The organism is Lysinibacillus sp. FW301-JW8, assembly GCF_058788755.1.
Window position 1 is genome coordinate 1 of record NZ_JBYTBB010000040.1, and the last position, 21,585, is coordinate 21,585.

Annotated in this window: 27 protein-coding genes; 6 read left to right on the forward strand and 21 right to left on the reverse strand. The window is 33.1% G+C overall.

Going from position 1 to position 21,585, the window contains the following annotated elements; genetic code table 11:
• Positions 1-135: 135 nt before the first annotated feature.
• The gene (locus AC3WOM_RS16040; RefSeq protein WP_492447562.1) at positions 136-993 is read right to left on the reverse strand and encodes an aminoglycoside phosphotransferase family protein; all 858 of its coding nucleotides are present in this window, start codon (positions 991-993) and stop codon (positions 136-138) included.
• A 171-nt stretch (positions 994-1,164) separates the two neighbouring features.
• On the reverse strand, positions 1,165-1,503 hold the full coding sequence (locus tag AC3WOM_RS16045) for a winged helix-turn-helix transcriptional regulator (protein WP_492447563.1): 339 nt from the start codon (positions 1,501-1,503) through the stop codon (positions 1,165-1,167).
• Positions 1,504-1,608: 105 nt separating this feature from the next.
• Between AC3WOM_RS16045 and AC3WOM_RS16050 the strand changes: the two genes are divergently transcribed.
• Positions 1,609-2,004, forward strand: coding sequence for a RidA family protein (locus tag AC3WOM_RS16050; RefSeq protein WP_492447564.1), 396 nt, complete (start codon positions 1,609-1,611; stop codon positions 2,002-2,004).
• A 119-nt stretch (positions 2,005-2,123) separates the two neighbouring features.
• On the opposite strand, the gene AC3WOM_RS16055 is transcribed toward AC3WOM_RS16050, so the two are convergent.
• The 10 genes from AC3WOM_RS16055 to AC3WOM_RS16100 all read right to left on the reverse strand — a co-directional run bounded on the left by AC3WOM_RS16055 (position 2,124) and on the right by AC3WOM_RS16100 (position 6,930).
• Complete coding sequence (locus AC3WOM_RS16055; protein WP_492447565.1) at positions 2,124-2,297, reverse strand: hypothetical protein; 174 nt, start codon at positions 2,295-2,297, stop codon at positions 2,124-2,126.
• Positions 2,281-2,577: a hypothetical protein gene (locus AC3WOM_RS16060; RefSeq protein WP_492447566.1), complete on the reverse strand. Its 297-nt coding sequence runs from the start codon at positions 2,575-2,577 to the stop codon at positions 2,281-2,283. Before AC3WOM_RS16060 ends, AC3WOM_RS16055 begins: the two co-directional genes overlap by 17 nt.
• A 13-nt stretch (positions 2,578-2,590) precedes the next feature.
• A complete protein-coding gene (locus AC3WOM_RS16065; RefSeq protein WP_427549081.1) occupies positions 2,591-2,716 on the reverse strand; it encodes a hypothetical protein in 126 nt (41 codons plus the stop codon).
• Positions 2,697-3,014: a terminase small subunit gene (locus tag AC3WOM_RS16070; RefSeq protein WP_492447567.1), complete on the reverse strand. Its 318-nt coding sequence runs from the start codon at positions 3,012-3,014 to the stop codon at positions 2,697-2,699. Before AC3WOM_RS16070 ends, AC3WOM_RS16065 begins: the two co-directional genes overlap by 20 nt.
• A 207-nt stretch (positions 3,015-3,221) precedes the next feature.
• On the reverse strand, positions 3,222-3,401 hold the full coding sequence (locus AC3WOM_RS16075) for a hypothetical protein (protein ID WP_492447568.1): 180 nt from the start codon (positions 3,399-3,401) through the stop codon (positions 3,222-3,224).
• 176 nt (positions 3,402-3,577) lie between these two features.
• The gene (locus AC3WOM_RS16080) at positions 3,578-3,814 is read right to left on the reverse strand and encodes a DUF3953 domain-containing protein (RefSeq protein WP_492447569.1); all 237 of its coding nucleotides are present in this window, start codon (positions 3,812-3,814) and stop codon (positions 3,578-3,580) included.
• 317 nt (positions 3,815-4,131) lie between these two features.
• Positions 4,132-5,634 carry a competence protein CoiA gene (locus AC3WOM_RS16085; protein ID WP_492447570.1) on the reverse strand — a complete coding sequence of 501 codons (1,503 nt, stop codon included), beginning with the start codon at positions 5,632-5,634 and terminating at the stop codon, positions 4,132-4,134.
• 121 nt (positions 5,635-5,755) lie between these two features.
• Positions 5,756-6,166, reverse strand: a complete 411-nt coding sequence (locus AC3WOM_RS16090) for a hypothetical protein (protein ID WP_492447571.1) — start codon at positions 6,164-6,166, stop codon at positions 5,756-5,758.
• A 100-nt stretch (positions 6,167-6,266) separates the two neighbouring features.
• Positions 6,267-6,476, reverse strand: a complete 210-nt coding sequence (locus AC3WOM_RS16095; RefSeq protein WP_427548051.1) for a hypothetical protein — start codon at positions 6,474-6,476, stop codon at positions 6,267-6,269.
• A gap of 43 nt (positions 6,477-6,519) precedes the next feature.
• The gene (locus AC3WOM_RS16100; RefSeq protein WP_492447572.1) at positions 6,520-6,930 is read right to left on the reverse strand and encodes a YhfM domain-containing protein; all 411 of its coding nucleotides are present in this window, start codon (positions 6,928-6,930) and stop codon (positions 6,520-6,522) included.
• A 407-nt stretch (positions 6,931-7,337) separates the two neighbouring features.
• Here AC3WOM_RS16100 and AC3WOM_RS16105 point away from each other — a divergent pair, with 407 nt between their 5' ends.
• From AC3WOM_RS16105 to AC3WOM_RS16115, 3 genes are all read left to right on the forward strand, one after another.
• Entirely contained in the window at positions 7,338-7,457 is a 120-nt protein-coding gene (locus AC3WOM_RS16105; protein ID WP_427548059.1) for a YjcZ family sporulation protein, read from the forward strand.
• 366 nt (positions 7,458-7,823) lie between these two features.
• Positions 7,824-7,973 carry a YjcZ family sporulation protein gene (locus tag AC3WOM_RS16110; protein WP_492447573.1) on the forward strand — a complete coding sequence of 50 codons (150 nt, stop codon included), beginning with the start codon at positions 7,824-7,826 and terminating at the stop codon, positions 7,971-7,973.
• A gap of 263 nt (positions 7,974-8,236) precedes the next feature.
• Positions 8,237-8,416, forward strand: a complete 180-nt coding sequence (locus AC3WOM_RS16115) for a hypothetical protein (protein WP_427548061.1) — start codon at positions 8,237-8,239, stop codon at positions 8,414-8,416.
• Between the two features lie 58 nt (positions 8,417-8,474).
• Here AC3WOM_RS16115 and AC3WOM_RS16120 read toward each other — a convergent pair whose 3' ends face one another.
• The 9 genes from AC3WOM_RS16120 to AC3WOM_RS16160 form a co-directional block, all read right to left on the reverse strand.
• Positions 8,475-9,074, reverse strand: a complete 600-nt coding sequence (locus AC3WOM_RS16120) for a DNA methyltransferase (RefSeq protein ID WP_492447574.1) — start codon at positions 9,072-9,074, stop codon at positions 8,475-8,477.
• Between the two features lie 38 nt (positions 9,075-9,112).
• On the reverse strand, positions 9,113-9,235 hold the full coding sequence (locus tag AC3WOM_RS16125; protein WP_492447575.1) for a hypothetical protein: 123 nt from the start codon (positions 9,233-9,235) through the stop codon (positions 9,113-9,115).
• A gap of 719 nt (positions 9,236-9,954) precedes the next feature.
• Positions 9,955-10,563: a YpjP family protein gene (locus tag AC3WOM_RS16130; protein ID WP_492447576.1), complete on the reverse strand. Its 609-nt coding sequence runs from the start codon at positions 10,561-10,563 to the stop codon at positions 9,955-9,957.
• A gap of 845 nt (positions 10,564-11,408) precedes the next feature.
• Complete coding sequence (locus AC3WOM_RS16135) at positions 11,409-13,460, reverse strand: HAMP domain-containing sensor histidine kinase (protein WP_492447577.1); 2,052 nt, start codon at positions 13,458-13,460, stop codon at positions 11,409-11,411.
• The gene (locus tag AC3WOM_RS16140) at positions 13,447-14,133 is read right to left on the reverse strand and encodes a response regulator transcription factor (protein ID WP_427548070.1); all 687 of its coding nucleotides are present in this window, start codon (positions 14,131-14,133) and stop codon (positions 13,447-13,449) included. The genes AC3WOM_RS16135 and AC3WOM_RS16140 overlap by 14 nt, the downstream gene beginning before the upstream one ends.
• A 755-nt stretch (positions 14,134-14,888) precedes the next feature.
• On the reverse strand, positions 14,889-15,428 hold the full coding sequence (locus tag AC3WOM_RS16145) for a P-loop NTPase family protein (protein ID WP_427548072.1): 540 nt from the start codon (positions 15,426-15,428) through the stop codon (positions 14,889-14,891).
• A gap of 244 nt (positions 15,429-15,672) precedes the next feature.
• Positions 15,673-16,476 (reverse strand): coenzyme F420-0:L-glutamate ligase, encoded by an 804-nt coding sequence (locus AC3WOM_RS16150; protein WP_492447578.1) that lies wholly within the window; start codon positions 16,474-16,476, stop codon positions 15,673-15,675.
• On the reverse strand, positions 16,466-17,332 hold the full coding sequence (locus AC3WOM_RS16155; protein ID WP_427548076.1) for a sugar phosphate isomerase/epimerase family protein: 867 nt from the start codon (positions 17,330-17,332) through the stop codon (positions 16,466-16,468). Before AC3WOM_RS16155 ends, AC3WOM_RS16150 begins: the two co-directional genes overlap by 11 nt.
• The gene (locus tag AC3WOM_RS16160; protein ID WP_427548078.1) at positions 17,329-18,195 is read right to left on the reverse strand and encodes a shikimate dehydrogenase family protein; all 867 of its coding nucleotides are present in this window, start codon (positions 18,193-18,195) and stop codon (positions 17,329-17,331) included. The genes AC3WOM_RS16155 and AC3WOM_RS16160 overlap by 4 nt, the downstream gene beginning before the upstream one ends.
• Before the next feature lie 1,097 nt (positions 18,196-19,292).
• On the opposite strand from AC3WOM_RS16160, the gene AC3WOM_RS16165 reads away from it, so the two are divergent.
• Together AC3WOM_RS16165 and AC3WOM_RS16170 are read left to right on the forward strand one after the other, a co-directional pair.
• On the forward strand, positions 19,293-20,318 hold the full coding sequence (locus AC3WOM_RS16165; RefSeq protein ID WP_427548080.1) for a Gfo/Idh/MocA family oxidoreductase: 1,026 nt from the start codon (positions 19,293-19,295) through the stop codon (positions 20,316-20,318).
• On the forward strand, positions 20,302-21,582 hold the full coding sequence (locus AC3WOM_RS16170; protein WP_427548082.1) for a methionine adenosyltransferase: 1,281 nt from the start codon (positions 20,302-20,304) through the stop codon (positions 21,580-21,582). Before AC3WOM_RS16165 ends, AC3WOM_RS16170 begins: the two co-directional genes overlap by 17 nt.
• Positions 21,583-21,585: the final 3 nt, after the last annotated feature.

Sequence of the window (21,585 nt, forward strand, 5' to 3'; positions counted from 1 at the left end):
AAAACACGCTCCTTTAGGTTAGTAATTATAGTGTACTAGCCCTTATAGAATCTGTCTAACCTAGTGTAGCCTATCCAATAGATTTATTCACAAACATTAAGCTATACGAATAAATCTAACATTCTTTTATAGGATTTACACATCATTTAGAATTGCATTAATAGTATAACGAGCGTTTTCACTTATTTTTTTATCAAGGCTATTGTAAGTGATTAACGCCTTCCATAATGCCCAACCTTTAGCACGATTCCAGGTACCTTCATCTAAATTCATACTTTTAATAAATATATCTCGACTATCTTTATCAAAAAATGTCCATGCCATAGCTAGATCACAAGAAGGATCTCCTGTACCTAGGATTCCAAAATCAATAACACCTGCCAGATGTCCATTTTGAACCAATAAGTTTCCTGGAGCTATATCTCCATGTACCCATACAAGCTCACTTTCCCATTTGCTTAAGAGAGCTTGCTGCCAAATAAATTTACATTTTTTTACATTAATTTTCCCTTCAAGTTTAATTAAAGCTTCCTTTGTTTCAGAGTCATAGACACTTAAATCTCCACCCCTATAAAAATTATGAGGACCAGCAATTGGTCCATTTGAGGCATTAATTCTTTCGAACTCCAATAAAAAATTCGCTAATTCTTCTGCAAATAAAGATAAATTAACATTATTTTTATTAACTGTATCACCTGATAACCATCTGTTAACAGACCACTCGAAAGGATATTCCGTAGTTGGATGCCCTTTTCCTACAGGTTCAGTAATTGGAAGAGTTAAGTTCTTTGCTAATATGGGTAACCATTTTGCTTCTTTTTGAACTTGCGGTTCATATGCTTTTCCACTAGGCAATCTTACAGTCATTTTTTCTCCTAAATGAAATGTACGATTATCATGCCCGCTGTTTTTGACTGGCTCAATTTTCAAATCTTTCCATTGAGGAAATTGTTCTGAAATTAAATTCTCGACTAACTTTACACCTATATTCATAAGTCCTCCAAACTAATTGTATTAGTTACTATTATAAAATTTTTAATAAAGTGCATCCTATCATATTTTCTTCAACTATGTGGAAGAAGGATTTTTAAACAACTTTATTATCACTGCACATACTGAACAATATGGAACGATTATTTATCACATCAGTTTTACAGAAGGTACTTAATTACTGGAGTTTTTTTCTCCCCACTCACATAACTGTTCCAAAACAGGTAATAGAGTTTCTGCTTTATCTGTGAGACTGTACTCAACTTTAGGGGGAATTTGGGGATACTCTTTCCGATTAACCATCCCATCTGCTTCCAATTCTTTAAGTTGTGAACTTAATGTTTTAAAGGTAATAGCTCCTATTTTCCTTTTCAAATCATTAAACCGAACTGTTTGGTTTTCTGCAAGAATATAAATAATAAGCATTTTCCATTTACCACCAATCACTGACAATGTATATCCAAAAGGCGTTTCTTGAATATTCCCCTTCTCTTTATAGTCAGCCATCCCCATATTTACACTATCCTTTCTGGTAGTACCTTTCTAAAAAGTGCGTACTATTTTTTTGTTTGCGTTCATTTTATACTGGCATTACTTTGAAGTAAAGGAGAGAAAAAAATGACTAATGTTAAAATCTACAATCATAATCTCTGGGATCATGGTATTTCCCAAGGATACAGTGTCAACGGCACTATCTACATTTCGGGGCAATTTTCCCACAATACGAAGGGTGCATTCGTTGGAGATGGCGATGTCGAAGCACAGACACGACAAACTCTTGAAAATCTAGATCGCGTTCTAAAAGGGTTTGGTGCAACGAAGTCCAACCTCGCTTATCTGGAAATCTATTTAACAAATGCAAAAGAACACACTGAGCCAGTCATCCGACTTTTCAAGGAATACATGGAACAGCATCGGCCAGCGGGTAGCCTAATTGGCGTGAATTATTTGGCATCTCCAGAGCAACTGATCGAAATCAGCGCAGTAGCACACACAGACGAAGTAAACATATAAAGGGAAATAAACTGAACCCCGAATAGATAGCACTTTTAGAAAAAATAAACCTATTCGGGGTTTTTGTTTTTTAAAAGACTAATCTCTGATATTTATTCTAACTATTTTATAGTTAAACTTTAAACACCTTCTGTAGCTGTTAAAATGTAATCCTCCACGGCTTGTTTGTAATCCTCGTTAGTCACATCATCAATGACATAAGTTTTATTTGTTTTTGGATTAAGCCTCTGCGCCATAATGCGCTCAACTGCAATACGTCCACTATTTGATTTATCATTATAAAATTCCTCCAACTTCTGAATCTGTTTGTAATAAAACAATATCTTCTTTCAGTTTTGCATTTTCAATTTCTACTGGTGATAAATCTCTAGGATATTCTTTAATTATAGGATTGCCGGCCTCGTCAATACGCTGTACATAGAATTTTGAATAATCAATGGAGCCAAAAGGAATATCTATAAATGCTAAGTCTACCTCTATATCATGCGGAACTACATCACCTGTAGCCTCTCCAGTTTGATAGATAACTGCGCCTGTTACTTTGTTATAAATTACACGATTGTCTAGATTCATTTTGATTCTCCTTTTATCCAGTAATAGTTGTTCTCTGAGATAGTACATATTCAACATAATCACGATAGAAGCGGCGCGCTAATTCTTTGTCTGCTTCGTTTTTCAATGCGCTCATTTCCTCATCGCTTAGAATTAGCAATCGTTCTCAACTCCTCCAGTGTTAAATTACTTAAATCAACGCCTGTGGTGTTACGACCACCAGCACCTTTTATTTCAGAACGTGCTTTTACAATATCTACTTTTAACTTTTCTTCACGTAATCGCTTTAGCTGCTCATCATTTAATAAATCTGTGTATTTTGATAACATCGCGAGGGCTGCCATCTTATCTACAAGCTTTACACTGACACCATCTTTACCCTTTTTTACTTCGCTTACGATTGTGCCATCGACTTCATTCGCATTCTTCAAGTGGACATATGTACGTTGATATGTCATTTCCTCGCCTTGATAATCCAGAAGCGGCTTGCCAGTTTCATCTTTACGATTTCCTCAACCGTACCAAAATCTGAGTAGTCCTTTATATCAGCGAATGCTATATCAATGTACTTTTGTAACATATCACGAGCATCGCCTGGTCACCCGTAAAAAAGAAAAAACACCCCGAAGGATGTTAAACTAACATTAAATTAATCTATATATGTATTATTCGTTTATTTTGACTTCATCTTTATCGCGATTGCTCTTTTTTAAAAGCTCGATAATTTCTTTATTTTGTTCAACTTGAATATTGCTATTTACTTTTATGATTCTAATCCATAGTGTTATTGCTATTAGTAAAACTGGAAATAAAAAATTAAATGCAGTAAAGAGATCTTCTGCCATTTCTCTGTCCAACTCCTTCTTATTTAGGATTATATTCATTATACGCAAAGACCAAACAAAGATGGTAAAGAAGATAAATTTTAACAATAAAAAGCCTTACCGCACTATGGATAAGGCTTTTTTCTGTGGTATATCTACTTTTTGTCGAGTTAGCTCATTTCTCACACACGTTGTTATCAAAATAAATATTTAATTGAGACAAATACTAAAAATAAAAATACCCCAATAAAGTACCAAGCAAAAACTTTTCTCTCTCTTTGAAATTCTTTTATTCCTAGAATTAACATCACTAAACCTAAGAAGAATATCATTAGGAAATTCAACTCGTAATCACTTGTGATAATTCCGTATGTTGAGATCGATACTACTATGATTGAAAAAATAATTTGTAATATTGTTAGCAAAATTACCATCACCTTTTAAATATTGTACCTTGATTATACAATATAACAGATAATGTGGATATAATTCCCATTCATTAACCTTTTATATTAATTAAGATACCTAATCTCTTAAAAAATATGGGCCGGCCATGTATGTCACGCTCCGAACTAGTCTGTCAAGCGCTGGTCGGTCGTCGGTCTGTCTGTCCCTAATATTTAGGTTTTTAAAAATACCAAAGGAGGAAACCTTTACCGCGCCGTCCTGCCTTCAATTTTACATTATTATTTTTATCTCACCTAATGTTGAAAGTTTGGCAAATATGGCAACTTTGGAAAGTAAAATAGGTTTATTCTTTGTTATTTTTAATAAGTTTTTTATATTCTTTGTTAGCATTTTCTGCTTTTTCGTAATGTTCATCGTCTCTAAAGCAATAAACCGAGTGAAAAAATGCTATATAACTATTAATCTTAAAATCATCATGCAAAGGTATCGCACTTATTAGCACAGGATAAGGTTCATAAAAATTTTCTGTGCGACGGTGTTTTAAAAAACCTACTTCCTCTAATAAATTTAAATAAAATTCAAGACACTCTTTAATCTCTCTATTAGACTTAGTGTTAAAATTAAAAATATTTGTTTTAGTCATTTTAAAATATAGGTTATTTATAGTTAAATTTTTGTTTTGATAATGGGTCAATACTTGATCTATAGTCCATAATTGCCATAAGGTAAATCGTGTTTTAATCTTTTTTCTATAAGCTATTTTGACTTTACATATACCAGGAAAATTATATGTTGTTAGGTTATACTTACGTATTAGAACTTCAAAAGACCGTTTTTCTATATCCGTCATATGATTCATTTCATTTTGTAAGGAAAAATTATTTAGATATTTTTTATACGTTAAGCATTCATCGCCAGATTTTTCAACCGTTTGAATCCTATTGGTATCTTTGTCTTGATATCTTTGTTGTTCTTCTAGTTTTTTTCTTTTTCTTTCTTCCTCCTTTTGTTTAGCTGCCCTTAAGTTTCGTTTTTCAGTATTTCTTTTATCCCTCAACACTAACAACTCTTTTGCCCAATTACTCCTATTCAATTTTCTTTTTTTTTGATTATGTAGATATTTTTTAGAGTTAATTTTATAAGGAGAAACAGAAAAATCCATAAAACAAAAGTCAAGTATCTCACTGACTGGTTTTTGTTCAATATCAAATCCAAACTCTGATCTTTCTGACGTTTTACCTTCAATTATTTTTTGCCCTACCCAACTTACTTCTTTAGTTTTATAGTCAATTAGTAAAATTTCTTGTTGTTCTTTATGTATAATTTCCAGTATAGAATTTCTGTTTATAATCATTTTTTTTGAATGCCTAGTATAAAAATTTTCGCCAAATATCCATATGTCTTGAATACCACAATCTTTATATTTTTTCTGCCTATCTAAAAAAGCCAATACTAGTATAACAGAACATTGTAATTCAAACACTATTTGTTCACCATTTGGTAACTTCAAAAAAACATCTGCTATTTGATTTGTTTCTACAATTCGATACTCTAATTCAACTTGATAATCTGGATATTTTTGTTTCAGCCAATTGTAAATATGAATTTTATTTGTTACATGTTCATAAGTTTCACCAGTACCATGGCTACATGAACTTCCTGGTTTATGACGAAAATGTGGTCTTTGACGACCTTTTTCCCCAAATGTTTCCTTTCCAGCATGATATACCGGATGTTGACAAACAGGGCATATCAACTTATTCTCTGAAGTAATTTTTTTTGCGAAAAGGTAATTAATTTCATTTGCATAATATCTCTGTTTTTCATTGTCTTGAGCTACTAACATAAAATTCATAACCTCCCAACTAAAAAACGTGTAATCCTTTACTTTAAAGATTACACGTTACTAGAGAATACCAAAAGTACTTTTGGTATATTTTATTCATTTTTCATAAATAATCCTTAATTTAAATCATTTGCTTTAGAATGTTGTCTTTAATATTTTGAATATGTGTATGACTTAAAACCATAACCTTCCCAATCCAACGCATGGACTTTCCATCTAGCATCCAGTTAAGTACTTGCATTTCTCTGTCACCAGTAACTCTTTCAAGAAGTGTTTGTACCTCTAGTAGCTTCTTTTCATACTCTGCAACACGTTTTATATTTTTTGAACGTCTAATTACCTCCTGCATAATCGGATCACCTACACCACCTGCTGCCTTTGGTAATGTAGCTTCAATTCCATATTGTGCTGTCTTTGCTCCAACGACCATTTCTGTTCGCATTTCTTTGATGGCGTTAACCATCCAGTGGTAGTCTGTAATCATTGAATCTAAAGCATCTGGTGTAATCGTCAGTGTTCTCTCTTTTAACATAGTTTGCTCCTATGTGTTATAATTACTTATCTGACTAGCCGAAGGGCATGAACCAATTCGAGCTGTAGCGTGTGGCGACGCTGCGGCTTTTTTATTTTTATTAATACACGACATGCACAAAGCCATCTTCACGAATCTGTACAGGCTGTCCGTCTCCATCATCAAAATAGACTTTTCCCCAACCATCGATATATTCCCAGTAACCTAAATTGTATTTGTCACCATAGCGCTTTTGAAAATACTCTCTAGCTTCGATATAGGTTTTAAATTCTGGGAAATTCTCTTCATCTTCACGACTGATAATAAACAATAAATATTCCCCCCTATGCAAAATCCTCATATTGTGCAGTAAATCATTTTACTTCTTTATAAGACTCAAAAAGTTCAATTAATGCTGGAATGGCTTCTTCATTCAAAGAATACATATCATTCATATAAAATCTTCCTGTATTTGCACTTGCGTAATACCATATATCAATAATTTCTTTCGAGTTATCACCGTACATCACTTCAAGCTTATATAAAGGACCTTCATCAGTATGAGGTCCTGATAAAATATTGGCATTTTGCATTGCATTTTTAATAACGTTGATTTCAACATCATTTTCAATTTCTCGTCTAATTAACCCAACATTTGTACCTTGTCCGATCACATTTATTTTTCTAATTTCACTAGCGAACTCAAAAGTTTTTACTTCAGTTTTTTCTTCCCCATTACACCCTACAAGAATCAACAAAACGAATGTTATAAATAATTTTTTCATTGAACCTCAAACCTCCTCCAATTTGTTTTATAAATTAGACTTGAAATTTACGGCATAGTTACAAATAGTTACAAACTGCTGAACAATATCTTTCGAACACGATCCTCAAATTGTTCATTAGTTTCTTACAGCGTACAGCGGAGCTACGTTTTTTTGTTTTAAAATCTATTTCACGGGCAATTCACTATACAAACATAGCTATCACGTCATATTAATAGTAATGTAAAGCTAATTTAGCCTTACTCCTCCGAGTTTTTTTTATTAAGGGTCACTCCTATCCCAGGTGACCCTTTTTTTATTGACTTATCTCACAAAAATATATTTTTTAACGCCTATAACTGAATGGATTAACACCCCACTCCTCCTCTTCAGCCAACATAATATATAGTGAAAAGGAGGTGTTTTTTATGGGATACTACTGCGGCAACTCCGGCGGCGGATATGGTAATGGTTCAACATTCGTTCTAATTGTCGTTCTTTTTATTCTTTTAATTATTGTCGGCGCTACATTCATGACTGGATATTAACATTTCCGATTTAAGGGTTGCCAGGGTTGCTCCCAGCCTGGTGACCCTTTTTTAGTTTCTTTACTCAGATTGTTCATTAGTTTTACTGTAGCGTGTTATGATGCTACGACTTTTTTATTTTTAAATCTATTTCTCAGGCTATAAACTATACAAACATTGCTATCATGTCATATTAATAGTAATGTAAGTTGATTTAGCCTTACACCTCCTGAATTTTTTACTAAAGGTCACTCCTATCCCAAGTGACCTTTTTTTATTGTCTTATCTACCAAAAATATATTTTTTAATGCCTATAGCTGAATGGTTTAACACCCCACTCCTTCTCTACAGATAACATATTATATATTGTAGAAAGGAGGGATACTTATGGGATACTATGGTGGAAATGTTGGCGGCATTAATAATGGCTGCTACTACGGTGGCGGTTATGGTAATGGTTCACAATTCGCCTTAATCGTTGTTCTATTTATACTTTTAATTATTGTCGGCGCTACTTTCATGAATACAGGGTATTAATATTTACGATTTAAGGGTCACTTCCCAGCCTGGTGACCCTTTTATAGTTTTCTTTATACATAAATAGGCAACAAAATATGAACTATGTCATATTTATATGGACACATTACTTGAGGATTTCTCTTTTTCCTCAAAGTGTTCAGTAACTAGATTAATTCCATCACCTTAATCCTTTCTGAAAAAAACGTTTCTCTTATGAAATTACATTTTTTTAAAACTCACATAGCTTTATATTGTATACTCCTTATTAGGAGGCGATGGTAATGAAAAAAAATTTCCTATGGAAAAATATTATTATTGGTAAGATTGATAAAAATCATCCTCAATCAGAAAAAATCGACAAAGCATTAGATGAAATCAGTAAAGCATTAGATGAAACTTTTACTTCTGTTGGCAAAATGACAAATGACATAACATCATTTACTGACGACAAACGTAAATAAGCATATTTTTTGCGGGCACTTACAAGTGCCCTTTTTTAAACCTAATCCTCAAAAATGTTCAGTTAGCCTTAACTTGAAACACCCATAAATAGCTATGATTTTTTCTTGCATGTTGCTGCTTATACAATGGCTTAGGTTTCCGTGTGTTTACCAGGACAAATAAGTCTTTTGTATAAAATCTAAACTCTACTGCCATTTCATGAATTTCAATATGAGTCCATTTTTGTTTACCACCATATATTTCATCTTGGCATTTTACAAAAATGTATCCTCCTGGTTTCGTAATCCGTTTTAATTCTTTCAATTCAGCTCGATATAATTCCAATATTTCATCATGTGTTGTATATCTAGTAGTGTTATAGCAATCTACCATACCTTGTAGATTAGTTATTCGAGCATAAGGTGGATCAATAACTGTGTGATTAAAAGAATGTTCATCATATGGTAAATTTCTAAAATCTGTACCAGTTTTAAGGTCTGTGCCAATTATCTCGTACTTTGATGTATCAACTTGTCTCCAAAATACACCTCTGCCATAAGTAACTTCAGCAATTTTGTCACCATCCTCGAAATATAAATCACTGACTTTTTTTATTAATCCTGAATTATCTCCGGTGTGAACTGTATAAATTGGTTCCTGAACCTCAGTAGCTTGCACGATGTTTATCCCCCTTTCGTATGCTGAACAATTTCTTGCTAGTTCCCTGTGTTTCCTATGTGACCACAATGTCTACATTCGTAGCCTTCAACCTGTCCAATATATTCACTTTCGTATATAATTTCTACATCCACATCAGCACCACATAACCAACAATTCATTCAATTCTCCTAGTAAAAATTTGATATTCCTCAGCTGAAAATGGTATATAATTTGATATATTGCTTACATTTTTAACTGTACAATCTGTTTCACCGTTTTAAATAGCCAATTTCTTTAGCGTAGTTGATAATTTCTTGCTGAATTTCATCGCTGTGATAAAGCTAACAATTTTATGTATCACGCCTGTATGCCTACCTTTATGTTAGATGAACTACAACTAAATGATTGCACACCTCAAACGGTGATGAAGGACATGTGATTATTACGTATACTGGTGAACCAATTGGTGAACGCTATTTAAAACGCATTATTTATTTGATATGTGAAAGAGAAAATATAACTTAATTTACGCCTCACTTCTTACGGCACACATTTCTGACGATACAACTATCTAATAATATTCCAGTTTCGACGGTTGCAGCTTTAGTTGAGGATACTCCAGAAACAATTTATAAAGTGTATGCTCATTCATTTGCAAAAGATTAGGTACATGCGTCTAATCTTATGGATGAAATTATTAACTTAAGTTCATTTGAAAAAACAAAAGAAAACAAAAAATGATGAAATTGGGGTACATTTTGGGGTACACGTATTTCTCTCCCCTACTCCGTTAAAATGGTGTCATAATTCAATAACTTAGTTACCTTCCACAAAGCTTGATATATCAATGTTTACAAAGAAAAAAACACTCGTATTTTTTACGAGTGTTTCAGAATTTTTATGACAACCATTTTGGAGGAGTATTTTTCTCCCAATATATATCTCCTAAATTGTAGTGTGCCATAAAGTTATCCTCGGCACTGTGATAATGGAAGTTATAATAATAGCCTTCCTGTGGTCTTTTTTCAGTTCGCACATGGAAGCGAATTAAATCGTCACCTGTTTCATTATTAATGACATTAAAGATTTTTTCTCCATAATTTCCACTTGGTTTTTCTGAGATTGTTAAGGACGCTAATGGTGTATCATCTAAGCCAGCTACTGTCATCGTAATGGCTTCCTCCATTTTTGGAAAAATAATAGCATCAAATTCATTGCAGATTTTTGGACCAATTTTTGTGCCGAACTTTATGTAGGATTGTTCCTTCGCAGCGTCTATTAGCAACGAATTATAGTCTACTGGGTCTTGCTGTATCTCTGTTTGAACTACCTGGGTGTCATCTGGTGCTGCAGCAAGAGCAGTGCCTGTCCCTTGCTCTGGGCCTATTGAAGCACGATTTGAAGGATTTTGATCAAATGCTTCCCATATCTCATGTGTTGGCGTAATTAATCCAAATGTTAAAAACGCAACCATGATGACAATACTCTTTTTAACCCACTTTTTCATTAATTAACACCTTCTCTCTTTATGTACAAATTGGTAATTCTTCTACTAATATATACGTACAAGCTAATAAAAGGTTTCATATTTCTAAAATTCATTGTACAATATTTATGTATATAGTGAAACTTCATGCACTGGTGGAATTTTCAGTAGTCTACGAAATGTAAGTTAAAGCAACGTTGCACTTACTGGAAGTGAAATTCTCAAATTGAGGATTACAATGAAGTATTTGCAAATAAATGTGTCGTTTTTTAAAAGGAGGTACAAGCATGGAAATCGCAATGGGTATTGGTCTTTTATTAATGTTAGGTTACTTATCATCTTTATGCTTCACAGACTAATTTAGTCATAATGCATAATACTAACCGTTCTTATGCATAACGCTGTGTTACCGAGCTTTTGCTATTATTTCTGAATTTATTTAATGCAGCATATGTATAGGAATGTGAATGAAAAAAGATTGTAGCTAACATTGGCTGCAATCTTTTTTCATTTTTTAGTTTTGAAATAACGTTTAATCAGCAATTAGAAACCCACGCATTTTGATCCAAGTTTGCTCAAAATGTGTGGGTTGGGTTTTTAATATACTGAAATTCGCCCTAATTTTGCTCGTAGAATTTATACTAAGTTTACCTCTTCTACAATTTCATACTCACTTTCTAAAATCTTTATTTCTTCTCGCTCAGATAATACCAACTTTAGAAATAATTAATTTTACTATTAAATTACCTTCAATATTTCTTCTAAGTATCCATGATTCTCTAATTCTCTAGCATAAGCTGTTTTTTATAGCTACGGCTATACACGGAAAAAGAATAGGACACTCATATATCCTATTCCTTTCTACATTATTCATGTGGAAACTTTGGAAGATAGATCATCGCCTTAAATAAATCGCCATCTACTTGAACTAAGAACTTTCCGTGCTGGATGTGAATAAGGCTTTCAGCAATCGACAACCCTAATCCACTGCCTTGACTTGATCTAGATTCATCACCTCGTTTAAAGCGTTCCATAAGCTCATCGACAGAGATATTTAATTCATATGCTGAAATATTTTTAAATGTCACGAGTATTTCATTCCCTAAATCTTCAACCCCAATATATACCCTTGATGTAGGCTGTGCATATTTAAATATATTCGAGAATAAGTTTTCGACAGAACGCCATAGGAGCTTACCATCAGCCTTCACATAGACCTTTTCTGTTGGGTAGGCTAACTTAAAATCTAATGACGACGCTTCAATTTTTTCGCCCATTTCACCTATTCCTTGTGTTAGTAATGATACGATGTCAATCCGTTCTAACCGGACAGGCATACTTCCACTTGACGCTTTAGCTGCTTCAAATAAATCATCTGTTAAGAGCTTAAGTCTTTTCGATTTTTGGTCTAACACGTCTATATATTCAGCAATTAATTCAGGGTCGTTTTCTATTTTTAATAAATCGACATACGTAATGATTGATGTTAAAGGCGTTCTGATATCATGCGAAACATTTGTAATGAGCTCTGTTTTTAAACGCTCGCTTTTAATCTCACTATCCACCGACTTTTTTAACCCATTGGTAATACTATTAATATTCTCCGCAAGTCTGCTAAACTCCCCTTTTCCGTCTACTTCAATTCGATGATGAAGATCTCCATTCTTAATTTGCTCTACGCCCTCTTTAATGAGGTTAAACGACTTCACCTTTTTCATCGCAAACCAAGCAGCTAGACCTATGGTAATGGGAAACACGAAAAACGTTGCCGCAACTACTAATGGATAGCCAATGACAAGTAGCACGATTTTTACAGCCATACTACCATTATCAAATACATGTTTCACCAAAATAAAAATCTTTTTGAGAATTTGGTATATGAGTGTATGCTGAAATAATGATCTATTTTTGATATGCTTTACGAGCGATAAAATCATCAGTAAAGCAATGATAAAAATAGGTACCGTGAGAAGCATGTACATATCATGTAATACTTCAACAATCATTGCTATCCACATCGCTATTAAACTCGCGACTATCACAATATTGAGATCATTATATAGTTTGTCAATGACATAAAAATGAATTTCTTTATCATTAAATGATGTTCTTCCAATAACCATGATTAAATAAACAAAAGCTATAATAAAGCCTATTAGATATATAATGAATTCATTGAGGTGATTTTGGGCAATTCCTTTGTCTTTTTCCCATTCTGATATTTTTTGTTGTAAGAAAGAATCTTTTAACGCAACATAAATGACGTCTGATTGTGGATTCAACTTTTCAACTTCATGTGTAAAGTAATCCAAATATTGACTTTCCTTCACTTCATTTGGATAAAGCTTTTGTTGATAATTCTCAAATAGCATATATGCACCAAATGATTCAAATTGCTCTTTCTTATTTAGTTCACTATTGGAGAATACATGTTTACCGTCACTCGCATAAAACTCGATTCCTTTATATGCTTCTAATGTGCTGAGTAACCGATAAAATTCCCTTACCTGTTCTTTCATTCTTTCGTCTTTTTTACTATTTATGTCATCTGCATATGTTTCTTGATATATGCGCCTATTTTCCACTTCATTCAAACTAGGATTATATCTGTATGAATTGCGGAAATCATAATATAGATTTTCTTCGATTTCTCTAATATCTTCTTCTGTTAGTGTCTTACCACTTAAAATATGTTCTTCACTTTTGTATTTTCCGATTAATTGCGCTAAGGAGGCAATAAGGCTATAGTTTTCATCAGCGAATGCTCGGCTTTCAAAATAATTATTTTGATTGATACTACTAAGATGAACCTCTTTTAATTCCATATTGATAATTGCCCTAGTTGTACCAGTTAAACAAACAATGGCAATAAGAAACACAATCACTTTCGTAATGAGTGCATGACTAATATTTCTCAACTTTATATCCAACTCCCCATACAACTTTTAAATACTTCGGCTCCTTCGGATTAATTTCAATTTTTTCTCGAATCTTTCTAATATGAACCGAAACCGTATTTTCTGGATTAATGGCCCTTTCATTCCATACCTTTTCATAAATTTCTTCCATTGTGAATACTCTCCCAGCATTTGCTGTGAGAAGCTTTAAAATTTTATACTGCACTGGTGTCAAATGAACCTCTTGTTTATCAACAGTGATGGCTTTCTGTTCATCATCAATTTTGAGCCCGCCCGTTTGCAATACATCACTACTTACCTCAAGACTCCCAAATGTCGTATACCTTCTTAGCTGTGATTTCACTCTGGCCACAAGCTCTAATGGATTAAACGGCTTGGCCATATAATCATCTGCTCCGATATTTAATCCGAGTATTTTGTCATAATCCTCCGACTTAGCAGAAAGCATAATTAAGGGAATCATATGATCTTGACGAATCTTCATCGTCGCCGTAATGCCATCCATTTTTGGCATCATAATATCCATTATTATTAGGTGAATGACGTGATCCCGAATAAGATCGATTGCCTCAATACCATTGTAAGCTTTGAATACTTGATATCCGTCATTTTCTAGGTAAATGCTAATCGCCCTTACAATTTCTTTATCATCATCACAAATCAAAATGTTCAACTACTTTCACTCCTCCATCTCTTTAGGCTCATGTGATCACCCTTATAGGATTCGTCTAAGGATATAATACTAATTAAACCTTAACAAACTTATACATCAATTCTTAAGATTTTCTTATTGTTTTCCTAGTCTTCCATTGTATTTTATTTTGCTAAATATACCGTTACCCACCCCTAACAGCTCTGCTTAATTGGTTAAGTGAAGAGACAGTTCAGAGCAAATTGCTAGTGAAAGTGGAAGCCATGGCTCTTGTCATCAGCAAGTGCAGATTTCGAAGCGATGTTTAAGTGACAAGAATAAGCAAAAGGAAAATGCAACGCGGAAATTTATTATTGGAGAAGGGTTAATCCTCCCAAAAGCAATATCATTCCTTCGACAAATTTTTTAAGTGATGCTCTATAACATGGAACTGTAATTCACAAAATGTATAGTGATACTATGTTTAAAGGCTGGTATATTTGACAAGGATGGTGAAGCAAAAATTACTGTTTATAGTCATACTCATGCACCGATTTTATTGAATAGCGGGTAAAACGTAAGAGTTATTGCGGGATGATTAGGAAATACCCGCCAATGATTTATTAAATTTACTGACATTTAATGAGAGAGTTAGGATAATAATCAAAGGAAGTTTTCAGTAGGAGCTTTCTGGAGCTAGGATTCTCAACTTACATATGAATCACACAACTTTTAAGAGTAGGGGATTTGACAAGTAAACTTTTAAACATTCTTCAGGTTTTTACCAGCCCTTTTTTTCAATATTGGTTATTTTTATGATATTTGAGCGTCTCTAAACAAAAATTAATATCCCTTTGACTTTTCAATATAATAATATTTTTTTTAGGACCTAATGCTTGCAAGGCCTGAAGTCGATCAATCATTTTTTGTTTCCGTGGATAATAAGTTGTATATATAAACTTAATAAAGCTCCAATCTATTTTTTCTTTACACCCCTCACCCATGTCAGGTCTTGTTTTCCCTATATTCTTTATCCATCTTTTAACAACACGATATAGACAAACATACAGTGGCAGTTCTAAATAAATAATAGTATCAGCATGTTCTGCACGAGCCTTTGCAGTATTATTATAGTTTCCTTCAATAATCCATTGACTTTGATTCAAAAGTTTTTGATGGGATTGTGAAAACTCATCAAATGAAGCTGCCACCCAATTAGGTTTCCAATATAAAGCATCTAAATGATAAACATTAATACTTAGAATTTTACCTAATGATCTTGCAAATGTTGATTTTCCTACACCTGCTGAAATTCCCATTACCATAATTCGTTGCATTACATGCCCTCCTTTATCTGTAAAATATTGACCAATTATATTAGGGTGCTTTTGTTTTCAAGTAACCCCTAAGTATGAAAACACTTTAAATAACGATCAAATATAACCTATACTAATAATAGCAATCTTCACTACTCTCTTTTTGAAAGCAAGTTCACTAGTATTTTTCACGATATTTTTGAAATATGGAAAAAACCGAAATCTTGATCCAGATTTCAGTTTTATTTGGATTCTCTCCAAATGTTTATTCCATGGAGCTTGGTTTAGGACCTTCGATGACAGCATTATTGACATATTCTTTTTGCACCATGCACAGTGAATCAGTTATTCGACTATTTTCATTAAATGTATATTCTATACCGCTAATTTTAACTATTGGTTTATTTGTACCTCGTTGTCCCATTATTAGGGCAGCGGTGGCAGCGAGAAGATCGCAAAGGGTTTCTTCGAATCTCTTTATTTTACCAGTAATAGGATCGACTTCCTCACTAACTCTCAAGGCTGGTACACCATATAACCCTACGGCAATCTGAGTAGCTCCTAATTTTTCAATGCGTCCATCACTATCAGTGATTATTACTCCAACCCTTGAATTTAGCTTTTGTTGAACAATTTCGCCAATTTTTTTCGCACTCAAATCAGGGTTCTCGGGTAAGAGCATAACGTGATCGGAATCAATTTTGTCTATCCCTGCACTCGTTAGACGCATTCCGTTTGGTAGCCAAGCTCCAATATACTGATTTTCTATATTTATCTCCAACTTATTCCCAGACGGATCGCCAGTTTCGTCGATCATTTTTTGAATAATTCTAGAATCTTTTCTTGGTATTTTCTGATGTATTTCATTGGCTAGTTCACATGGTTTTATATTACTAAGATCTATTTCTCGCTCTTCTGCTGTTGAAATTACTTTCGAAGCTACACACAGTATATCGCCATCCTGTATTTCAAAATTAGATTCTAAGGCTAACAGGACAATAATCTCACCAATATTATCACCTTTATTAATTCTGGGGATGTTTGGAATTGCTTCGACATTAATTTTCATGAGTTACCTCCATTAATTTTTCACGTAATGCAATAATAGATTCCTTTGAATAACTATATTTTTCTTTTTCAGTTCTAGCGTGGGTTTCAATACTCATAGTAATATCTTGGTCGTCTGGAATGTGTTTATTTAGGAGAGAGAGAATTTGCGTATAGTTAATAATTCCTGATCCAACAGGTACATATTGAATAGAACCTTCATTGTATATAAAGTCTTTAATATGAATATACTCAATATGTGGTGCAATTTTTACTATAAATGATTCATCAATATCCTCACCAATTTGGATTAAATTCGCAAGATCCAACCATATTTTAATGTTGGTAAAATTGTTATCTGTAATCAAATCCGAAAAATATTCTAGTTGTTTTTTAGCAGAAACTGTACAAACAGGTTCATTTTCTAGTAAGAATGTATGATTATTTTTAATTATTTTTTCAAATATTTTGTCTTTTAAAAGAAAGTCAAATGGATTATCCATTTTTCCTAGATAAGAAAAAATTCTAATTTTATTAATAGATAACATATCAGCATATTCCAGTACACAATCAACCAATCTTTCCTGTTCTGTAAGAGATAGTTGTGGATTTATACCAAAATTATCATGTACGATTGTTTCTTGGGAATCGCAAGCGTGCCACTTAAAAATAGGGCTTGCTATTGCAATGGGAGTAATCCTCTCTGATTTTAATCTATCAGAAAAATCAATAATTTCTTTTTTATCCATTAAAGAAATATTTTTTCCGTTAATCATGCGCAATTCGCATGTATGTAAATCCATTTCCTTTAAGAAGGAAAAAGATGTATCAAGGTTGCTCGAAATCTCATCAAGATTGATAGTTAGTTTAGCTTTCATGATATGACCTCCATTAACAATTTGTGAATTTTTGTGAAATCTTCTTTATTTATATTAATATCCCTTTCAAGCCAAATAGACAATGCTAATACACCTTGGTAAATCATCATCCATAAGCCGTCAACGCTTTTTGCTCCACTACTGGCGAAAAATTTTCCTAGTGTCGTTTCGACTGGATTAAAAACTGCATCAATAAATAGTTTGTACTTCATATTTACATCCTCTAAAACCTCAATATTGAACGGTGTCTTGTCCACATTTCCCTTCATACCAGTTGATGTTGTGTTGATAATAACATCAGCCTTATCAACTACATTTTTTACATTACAATACGGTAGTAGAGTAATTCCTAGATCATGTTGTCTCTTAAGTAAATCTTGGGTTGAGTCACTGACTTTTGGAGAGTTTCTATATAAAACGTACACGTCATTGCTAATTTTCCTTGCTGCATAAATTGCAGCTCTACTTGCACCACCAGTTCCAAAAATACAAATGACTGGTTCCTTCTTTTTGGAATGAGTTAGTAGGGGCTTATATAACCCAAACCAATCCGTGTTGAACCCGACGAGACCTTTACTATTTATTTTGATTGTATTCACTGCACCGATGTTTGCAGCAGTTATATCTAAATTATCAATATATTTTATTATTGATCGTTTATAAGGAAGTGTAACATTTAATCCGACATATTTTCTCTGGGACAACATTGCTAATATATCCTTTAACTCATCGGGGTCCACATTAATTTTGTCATGGCGATAACTATAATATAATTCAGAACTGTGAATTAACGCATCAAACATAATATCCGAAACAGAATGATCTACTGGATTACCAATTAATGCAGAACATTTTATATTCATATTTCTCACTCCCTATTTAAAATAAACAAGATTTCAAAGTGTGTTATTCCAAAAAAAGAAATAATGTTATATGTATGTTTATTATCTAATTTTTTCCAATAAAAATACATAAAAAAGAGCGATTCTCATGTAAAATGTTAGTTTCGACACAAACTCTTTACAAAATGAATAATCTCTCTTGAACAACCATACCACGATTTTACACTGATTTAAAACTATCTTTCAGAATATCAGAGCTAAAAATGATTTCAACAGAGTAGAAACTGAACGTAAATGTACGACTCTACACTCATTACTTATAGAGTTAGAGCTGCGGTATTTCACCTCTTTCCAAGCATCTTAAATTACTGGATTATGCCATTATCAAGCGTATTTTTGAAATAATTGTTGGCAAACTAAATCGCGCCTCACATCGTTAATTGAATATGCCTAAGTCATTATTAATGATTGATACAGTTAGTAAATTATCACGCTTACCGTGGGCGCTTTATTATAGTGAACGTTCAGGCATTAAACTAGACATAAGTTTCCAAATGAAACTACCCTACTATTAAAAATGTTTGAAACAGCAGGATTAAAGCACAGAAGTCTTTTCAGTGAACCACTGGAAGATAACAATTTATTATAGTTTTCAATCGTTCTTATTTTTCCATCAATAAAGTAGATCCATACGATCGAAAACAACAAGATTTTGCCATTCAAATCAAAGAGATTATGCAACTGAATCGTTAAAATCCTGGAAAGATAATTGTAAAAGAATTCAATACTGCCGATTTCACTTGTCTTCAAGGCACATCGCAAAAACAAACAGAAAAAAACGGCATCATCTTGTTCAATTTACAGTTTATTAGTCATTAAATAATATCTTTAATGTAAGAAATCAAAAATTTTAGATATTGATTTGACCTTAAAAATTAGGTACACTTTACCAAATAATGTTTATTATACCTTATAAACATTCAGAAGATAAGATGTCGAAAATGATTAGTTTCCCAGAATACTGTACAAACAGGATGAGATATAGTGTAAAACGGTAGATTATTTCGATAACCTTATTGTTGAAGTCTTTCAAAAAATAAAAGAGGGAGCAAGTAGCTATGCATCATCAACTAGCACCTAGTGTATTAATAATCGGATATGGAAAAATTGGAAAGATTAAAGCACAAATCTGGAAACAATGTGGAGCAAATGTTTCGATATCCGATATTACAAAAAAACAAACTGAGAATGCTGAAATGGATGGATTTAATGTTGATGAACCCTCGTCTCATAAAACATATAATTTTGTTGATATTTGTACACCGTCTGGCACTCATATTGATGTTTTAAAACACCTAATATGGATAGGAAGCAAGTTTGATCGTGTTGTAATTGAAAAACCTTTGTTTAGCAATATCCTTGAAAAAAACATATTGTACCAGTTGCTGGATAATGATATTTCTCTTCATGAAAAAATCATTGTAAACGAACAGTATTACAAATCAAAGACAATAAAATTTTTAAGAGAAAAAACTAAAAATGATTCAATAAAATACCTTGAAATTAACATGTCTAAGAATCGTACAACTGACAACGAACATGGGAGGTTTTTTGATCATAATATTGGATCCTATGGCATCGAAGTTCCTCATATATTAGCGATTTTGGAAATGTTAGGTCAATCGATTGATGGTGTGAAATTGATAAAAAATGTTTTGTATGTTGATTCTAATAACACAAGCAATCAAGGGGTTCATATTGAATACGTTACTTGCAGTGGTACAACCGTAATTATAAATAGTTTTTTGGGAGATTTTAAAATTTCTTCTAGTAATAAAATTTCGGATAATCCAACCACAGATAGGAATGTATTTATAAAAGGAAAGGGGTTTGAATACAGAGTAATCTTAGACCCTCATCCTTCACATGATCGCTTAGTTACGGAGTTGATTTTTGGTACTGAATCAACATTGATTCGTGATGATATGCTCAAAGAGAATATCTCTGACATAATTAAAGGAAACATTGCTGGAGGTTGTAAATTGGAATATACCATAAAACAGTCACAGCAAATCATGTCACTATTTAATAATGCTAAAATAGTTACAATTACAAAGGAGGATAATTATGTCCATAACAGTTAACAATAATTTAATTACCCCAGATCAATTACCATATGAAGTAGTAGAAAGAAAGGGCCTAGGTCATCCAGATACTTTGACAGATGGCATCGCTGAGGCTGCTGAAATTGATTATTGTAAGTATTGTCTAAAAAAATTTGGATATATTCCACATCACAACTTTGATAAGGTTATGATTCTAGGTGGGCAGTGTAAACAAAAATATGGAGGTGAAAATTTCTCCGATCCAATAAAAGTTATTTTCATGGGACGAGGAAGTAAAAATTTCGGAGGTGAAAAAATCCCACTGGAACAGATACAAATTAAAGCAGCAAAAGCTTATTTAACTAGAGTTTTACCGCATTTAGATGTAGAGTCTGAATCAACAATTGTGTTTCAAACTTTAACTAGTACCCATAGCACACGTCCGCATTGGTTTAGCCCTAGAGATAAAAATGATTTACCAGAATACAATGATGAGGGTCCAACTGCAAATGATACGGCAACAATGATCAGTTACTGGCCACTTACAAAATCGGAAAAGCTTGCGCTTGATATAGAAGGATATTTTTATCAAAATAACGATCAAGAATTACCCTATCCTAGGTTTAAAGAATTCGGTGGCGATATTAAAGTAATGGTAGTTAGAGATGGTGATGTTAGTGTAGCTACAGTAACAGTGCCACAAATTACAACTATGACAGTATCAGCGGATCAATATTTTGAACGTGAACAAAAGTTGAGACATAATCTAACGAATTATATACAATCTAAATATCCGAATGAAAATATTAATTTAATTATAAATGCTCAGACACTTGGTGATAATCCAAGACCTTACCTCGTTACAGCAGGTTCTTGTACAGATTTTGGTGAAGAAGGTGCTGTTGGTCGTGGTAATAAAACTCACGGTATTATCTCGAGTTTCCGTCCTAACACAATGGAGGCTCCCCATGGAAAGAATTCCACATACTTCGTAGGAAAAGTTCTTGGATACCAAGCTGATATGATTGCAAAACAAATATACGCTGCTACAGGTTCACCGTGTCAGGTTATTCTTCGCGCAAATATTGGAGATAAATTATACGCACCGTCGAAAATCATAGTTTCTACCGTTCAACAAGTCAATGAGGAAATGGTGCAGGATCTTGTGAAAAATTCTCTTAGTATCGGTGGCGAAACAACTCTGCGGATTATAAATGAACAATCCTTCCTCCCACGAACTAATGTAATAGACGAGAAGAATTATGGAAAAGATAAATACTGTTTCTCTGTAAACGTATATTAAAAA